Origin of the sequence: Paenibacillus gorillae (assembly GCF_000513275.1) — a bacterium.
GTDB classification, from domain to species: domain Bacteria; phylum Bacillota; class Bacilli; order Paenibacillales; family Paenibacillaceae; genus Pristimantibacillus; species Pristimantibacillus gorillae.
Window position 1 is genome coordinate 26,866 of sequence record NZ_CBVJ010000040.1, and the last position, 6,194, is coordinate 33,059.

5 protein-coding genes are annotated in these 6,194 nt (G+C 51.4%); 1 reads left to right on the top strand and 4 read right to left on the bottom strand.

What is annotated here, in order from left to right; translation table 11 throughout:
- Positions 1-16: 16 nt before the first annotated feature.
- The 4 genes from TY10_RS07605 to iolD are packed head-to-tail and all read right to left on the bottom strand — an operon-like array spanning position 17 to position 5,330.
- A complete protein-coding gene (locus TY10_RS07605) occupies positions 17-1,462 on the bottom strand; it encodes a CoA-acylating methylmalonate-semialdehyde dehydrogenase (RefSeq protein ID WP_042162208.1) in 1,446 nt (481 codons plus the stop codon).
- A gap of 60 nt (positions 1,463-1,522) precedes the next feature.
- Positions 1,523-2,533 carry a 5-dehydro-2-deoxygluconokinase gene (iolC, locus tag TY10_RS07610; RefSeq protein WP_042162209.1) on the bottom strand — a complete coding sequence of 337 codons (1,011 nt, stop codon included), beginning with the start codon at positions 2,531-2,533 and terminating at the stop codon, positions 1,523-1,525.
- 1 nt (position 2,534) lies between these two features.
- Positions 2,535-3,446, bottom strand: coding sequence for a myo-inosose-2 dehydratase (gene iolE / locus TY10_RS07615; protein ID WP_042162210.1), 912 nt, complete (start codon positions 3,444-3,446; stop codon positions 2,535-2,537).
- A gap of 18 nt (positions 3,447-3,464) precedes the next feature.
- A complete protein-coding gene (gene iolD, locus TY10_RS07620; RefSeq protein WP_042162211.1) occupies positions 3,465-5,330 on the bottom strand; it encodes a 3D-(3,5/4)-trihydroxycyclohexane-1,2-dione acylhydrolase (decyclizing) in 1,866 nt (621 codons plus the stop codon).
- 154 nt (positions 5,331-5,484) lie between these two features.
- Here iolD and TY10_RS07625 point away from each other — a divergent pair, with 154 nt between their 5' ends.
- The gene (locus tag TY10_RS07625; protein ID WP_042162212.1) at positions 5,485-6,153 is read left to right on the top strand and encodes a hypothetical protein; all 669 of its coding nucleotides are present in this window, start codon (positions 5,485-5,487) and stop codon (positions 6,151-6,153) included.
- Positions 6,154-6,194: the final 41 nt, after the last annotated feature.

A 6,194-nucleotide genomic window follows, 5' to 3' on the forward strand; every position in this document is an offset into this window, starting at 1 on the left:
CAAGGTTATGCAGCGACTACCAGCGAGCCGTTACCATTTTTTTGCGAGTGTAGAACTCTACGCCGTCGTTGCCGTTCGCATGAAGATCGCCGTAGAACGATTTTTTCCAGCCCGAGAATGGGAAGAACGCCATAGGAGCCGGTACGCCAAGGTTGATACCCAGCATGCCTGCATCGATTGTCTCACGGAATTGACGCATGCTGCCGCCGCTGCTAGTGAACAAGCAAGCGCCGTTAGCAAATTCCGAACGGTTAGCGATCTCAATTGCTTCTTCCAGCGTTGCTGCACGCATTACGGACAGAACAGGAGCGAAGATTTCGTCTTTCCAAATTTTCATCTCGCAGCTAACTTGATCGAAGATTGTTGGTCCTACGAAATAGCCTGCAGAAGCAGTCGCTTCGTCTTTACGGCCATCGCGTACGAGAACTCCGCCTTCTGTTTCGCCGGATTCGATGTAGCCAATCGTTCTTTCTTTATGCGGTCCGCGGATAACTGGGCCGAGGAACGTTCCCTCTTCCAGACCGTTGCCGATTGTAATGTTGTCTGCAGCTTCAGACAGTCTGCGCACGAGCTCGTCGCCCACATCACCGACAGCGATAACGACCGCACAAGCCATGCAGCGCTCGCCTGCGGAACCAAATGCTGCGCTGACGATTTCTTTAACTGTCAGGTTAAGATCCGCATCCGGCATAACGATGGAGTGGTTTTTAGCACCAGCAAGAGCTTGAACGCGTTTGCCGTACGAAGTGCCTGTTGTGTACACATATTCCGCAACCGGCTGCGAGCCGACGAAGGAAATTGCTTTTACATTCGGATGTTTCAGAATGCCGTTAACGACATCATGAGCACCGTGAACGATGTTCAGTACGCCAGCCGGCAGGCCTGCTTCGTGGAACAGCTCAGCAAGACGGTTAGCCAGCAGCGGCGTGCGCTCCGATGGCTTCAGTACGAACGTGTTGCCGCAAGCGATCGCAAGTGGGAACATCCAGCAAGGAACCATCATCGGGAAGTTGAATGGCGAGATACCGCCTACAACGCCGATTGGGTAGCGGTACATGCCGGATTCCAGGTTTGTAGCGATATCAGGAAGCTGTTTGCCCATCATGAGTGTTGGCGCGCCAGCAGCGAACTCTACGCACTCGATGCCGCGAAGTACTTCACCGTAAGCTTCAGCATAGCTTTTGCCATTTTCAGTTGTGATCAGGCGAGCAAGCTCTTCCCAGTGATCAACGAGCAGCTGTTGATATTTGAACAATACGCGGGCGCGTTTAGGCACTGCTGTTTTACCCCAGCTTTCGAAAGCTTTGCCAGCTGCTTCAACAGCCGCGTTTACGTCTGCTTCGGAGGAAAGCGGAACTAGTGCCAATACCTCTTCTGTTGCAGGATTATATACGTTATCGAACTTTTCACCAGTTGCCTCGACCCATTGTCCGCCAATCCAGTTTTTAAGTGTAGTCGTCATGTGTAATTCCCTCGTTTCTTGGAGTTGAAAATTTTGCAAAGCGATTAAATGAAAGACAGTTTAGTTAGCTGTAATTTCCCCGCGATTGCAACGTTCGATGTAATCTTTAACTTGCTCTACTGTCGGCATAGCATCCGAGCAGCTGTGGCTGGAGATTACGATACAAGCAGCAGCGCTTCCGAATTCCATACTTTTCTCAAGCGTCAGTCCCGACATAATGCCGTAGATGAAGCCAGCCGCATAAGAGTCGCCTGCGCCAAACGTTTTAACGACTTTAGCAGGGTAGGATTTCGCCCGGTGCTCGGAGCCGTCTGGCGTATAAGCGATTGAACCGCCTTTGCCATGCTTGATGATGACAATCTTCGCGCTGTAGTCAAACCATTTCGTAGCCGTATAACGGTCGCTGTGCTCAACGTTTTTCTCGAAGCGCTCCATGCTGTCGAACTCTTCGCGCGTTCCGATAATGATGTCGCTTTTCTCAGCCGCCAAGTTGTAGTATACGGCTGTTTCTTCAGGAGAAACCCAAGTATAAGGACGGTAGTCGATATCAAAAATGACCGTCGTACCATGCTGGCGGGCATAATCCAGTGCAAGGAATACCGCTTCGCGCGAAGGGCTCGAAGCCAGAGCAGTACCGGAGATCAGCAGCGCTTTGCTGTCTGCGATAAGCGACTCGTTTACTTCCAGCGGATTGAGCAGCAGGTCGGCAACATTGTCACGATACATGAGAATGCTGCATTCCGACGGGCTTTTAATTTCAGTAAAAGCAAGGCCTGTAACGGCACCCGTTTTATCGGTCACGACGTTGCTTGTGTCAATGCCTTCGTTTTCGAGGTAGTTCTGGATGAATCTGCCCATTTGGTCATCCGCAATTTTGCCGATGAACGCCGTTTTGTTGCCCAGACGGCTCATGCCGATCGCGATATTAGCCGGCGAACCGCCAACATATTTCGTGAACGTCATCGTTTGCTCCATCGGACGGTTGATCTCGTTGGCATTGAGATCGATGCAAAGACGGCCGATAGCCGTGAAATCAAACTTCCGGCCAGTAGGGAAAGAAATAGTAGACAATTTATTCACTCTCCTTCTCACTAATTAAGGAGCTAAGGTACTCGATTGCTTTGGCTGCGTATTCGCGCGCCGGAGCCTTGCCCGGGTCCTGTTCGCCTTCAAGCAGCGCCCAGCCGTCATACTTCCGATCCAGCAGCTCGCTTACGATCGGACGGAAATCAATATTGCCTGTGCCTGGAACGGTGAACACGCCATTGCGGATGCAAGTAACGAAATCAACGCCGGACTCTTTCGCTTGCTTAAGCAGGTCTGTACGAACATCCTTCAAGTGGATGTAAGCAACACGGTCATAATGCTTGCGCAGTACTTCAACTGGCTCCGCACCGCCATAGAGTGCGTGGCCGGAGTCAAACAGCAGGAACACGGCATTCGGATCCGTCAGTTCCATCAGCTTGTCAATTTCCTCAGGCGTTTCAATTGCTGTACCGCCATGGTGGTGATAAGTCAGCTTAAGGCCGTATTCCAGCGCGATTTTACCCGCTGCATTCAGCCCTTCAACCAGACTTGCCCAGCCTGCTTCATCCAGAGGGATGATCTCGGTCTCATTAGGCGTCCGGCGCGGATCGAAATGCAAGGAGCCTCCCACTTCGCAAGTGCTGATTACTTTACTGCCCATTTGCTGCAGAAACTCTGCATGCTTGCGGAAAGCTTCCAGCTCAGATTCACGGTAAGCCGGATCGGAGAACAATACCGATTTCCATTGGGAGACGAGCTGGATATCACGCTTCGCCAGCTCCTGCTTCAGAACCTCGATATCAGTCGGGAACTTTCTGCCCATCTCCGTTCCTTTCAGGCCAAGCGCCTGAATATCGTCGACGATTTGCTCGAACGTCGTGCTATCGCCATGCTCCTTCACGTCTTCGCCGACCCAGTTGATCGGATGAACGCCTAAATGAAAAGGAAACAACGCCATCTCTAATTCCTCCTAATTCTAGTAGGCCTTCGCCTGTGCCAGCTTTTTGTTCATTTCGTGATGTGCAGCAACAACCTTTTCGCTTTCCGATACAGCCGGAACGCCAACGTTCCACCAGGATTCGTAGCCGCTTGTATTCGTGCCGGCCAGAACCGGAATTTCGATCAGCGTCGTGCGCGTCTCTGCTTTCGCTTGCTTCAGCGCTTCGCGAAGCTCTTCCGCGTTAGTCGCTTTGTACGCTGCAAGACCTAAGCTGCGTGCATGACCTGCAAAATCGATTGGCAGCGGTGCGCCAGTATAGCCGCCTGTCGGTTGCTCACGATAACGGAATTCATTGCCGAAGCCGTCGCTTCCGTTGCCACGCTGCAGGTTATGAATGCATTGGTAACCGTGGTTGTCAAACAACAGCACGGTCAGCTTCTTGCCTTCTTGCAAGCTTGTTACCAGCTCGGAGTGGAGCATCAAGTAGCTGCCGTCGCCTACGAGGGAGTAAACTTCACGATTAGGCTCAGCAATCGCAGCGCCAAATGCGCCGCTTACTTCGTAACCCATACAAGAGAAGCCGTATTCCATGTGATAGCCGCCCGGCGAGCCAACCCGCCACAACCGCTGAAGATCACCTGGCAAGCTGCCTGCCGCGCAGACGATTACCGCATCTTTATCAATCGTTTCGTTAATGACGCCAAGAGCTTGAGTTTGTACAAAGCCGTCTTCACGCTCCAGCGTGTACAAACGGTCAATCTCAGCATTCCATTCCGCATTGACAGCTGCAATCTCGCCGTCTTTATAACCGGAAGCATAACACGCTTCTGCAAGTGCTTCAGTCAGCAGCGTGATCGCTACCTTCGCATCGCCTGAAAGCGCAGTGCCTTCCAGCTTAACCGCATCGGAGCGATTGATATTGATATTAAGGAATTGGACATCCTGATGAGGGAAGGCCGATTTGGATGATGTCGTGAAATCGGAGTAACGCGTTCCAACACCAATGATCAGGTCGGCTTCTTTCGCCAGCTTGTTAGCTGCCAATGAGCCAGTTACGCCAACGCCTCCGACATTCAGCGGGTGGTCCCAAGGCAATGAGCCTTTGCCAGCTTGCGTCTCAGCCACTGGAATGCCGAATTTCTCAGCAAAAGCAGCAAGCGCTTCTGTTGCGAAGGAATATTGCACGCCTCCGCCTGCTACGATCAGCGGCTTGCGTTTCGTAGCAACGAGCTCAACCGCACGTTTCACAGCATCCGGAGATGGCTGTTGACGATCTACGACATGTACACGCTTGTCGAAGAATGATGCCGGATAGTCGTAAGCCTCTGCTTGAACATCTTGCGGCAGTGCCAGCGTTACTGTTCCGGTATCAGCCGGATCCGTCAATACGCGCATCGCTTGAAGAGCCGCAGTCATCAATTGCTCAGGACGCACGATGCGATCCCAATATTTGCTGACAGGTTTGAAGCAGTCGGTTGCCGAAATCGTATAGTCATGTCCAGCTTCAACTTGCTGCAGCACCGGATCGGGCTGACGGGATGCAAAGTTGTCTCCCGGAAGCAGAAGCAGCGGGATTCGGTTAACCGTCGCCGTACCGGCTGCAGTAACCATATTCAAAGCGCCGGGGCCGATCGAAGTCGTACAAGCATAAATGCTTGTGCGGTTCAATTGCTTGGCATAAGCCGTTGCCGCGTGCGCCATTCCTTGTTCATTCTTGCCTTGTACGAATGCCAGGTTGCCCGGGCTCCGTTCCAAGGCTTCACCAATGCCTGTAACGTTGCCGTGACCGAAAATACCCATCACACCGGCTACGAATTTCGTTTCCACACCGTCAATGGAAATGTACTGTTGATCGAGAAACTTCAGTAAGGCTTGTGCCATTGTTAAACGGATTGTGCTCATAGTATCCTCCTCGACTATTGAGTTAAGCGCTTTTTTTATTAACGCTTCCAAAACACATACACTTTATATTATAATAATAGGTAAAGCGCTTAATCCTTATTTTACACATAAGCGTTACGCAAATCAATCACAAATTAAGGAGGAATTTTCTTACATGGCTATTTCCGATCCTCAATTGCATTGGGATACTGTGCTTCGAGTTTCACCGATTTTGTACCTGGATCGTCTGGAGCCGTTCCAGCCGATACGCGTAGGCGTTAACGTATTCGATGCCCCTGGCCCATCTCCCTCATTCGATCGCAACATCGAATTCGATACGTCCCGTATAGGCACCGTCATTGAGTATGCGATCTATTATGACTACGATATCCAGCACATTTACGATCTGGAGCATGTATGGGTATACCTCGACCATGAAGGTCAAGTCGTATCTGCCGAAGCCAGCTTCCACGGGCAATACTTCCTCAGCCTGCTGCCGGACCGCAGCAATTTGACGGAGCAAGGCCAGGTTAAGCTGTTCGTTCAGCCAGGCAAGCATGCGATGATTCCGATTGCGGACTTTTTCCGCTTGCTGCCTAATGTTGAAAGCTGCTGCCAAGCGGATGCCGGCGTTGATGGCACATTGGAACCTGAAATGTTCAGCGGACAATTCAAATTCGGTAATGACATCGATGAGCGCTCTGAGAAGCATCTGCGCGAATTCAGCTTCCAGCCTTCGTTCGATTACATTCCGCATACATGGGCTTCGGACGCCTTCGTCACATGGACGGAGTTGACCAAAGAAATTCCAGTTCGGATGAAAGCATTGCTCGCCGAGCTTTAATATGCCCCAAAAAAAGCAACCGCCTCAGGATGGATTCCCGG

Bases quoted from the DNA above. Each gene is read 5' to 3' on its own strand.
- iolD (WP_042162211.1), bottom strand. From the start codon at position 5,330: ATGAGCACAATCCGTTTAACAATGGCACAAGCCTTACTGAAGTTTCTC.
- iolE (WP_042162210.1), bottom strand. From the start codon at position 3,446: ATGGCGTTGTTTCCTTTTCATTTAGGCGTTCATCCGATCAACTGGGTC.
- TY10_RS07605 (WP_042162208.1), bottom strand. From the start codon at position 1,462: ATGACGACTACACTTAAAAACTGGATTGGCGGACAATGGGTCGAGGCA.
- TY10_RS07625 (WP_042162212.1), top strand. From the start codon at position 5,485: ATGGCTATTTCCGATCCTCAATTGCATTGGGATACTGTGCTTCGAGTT.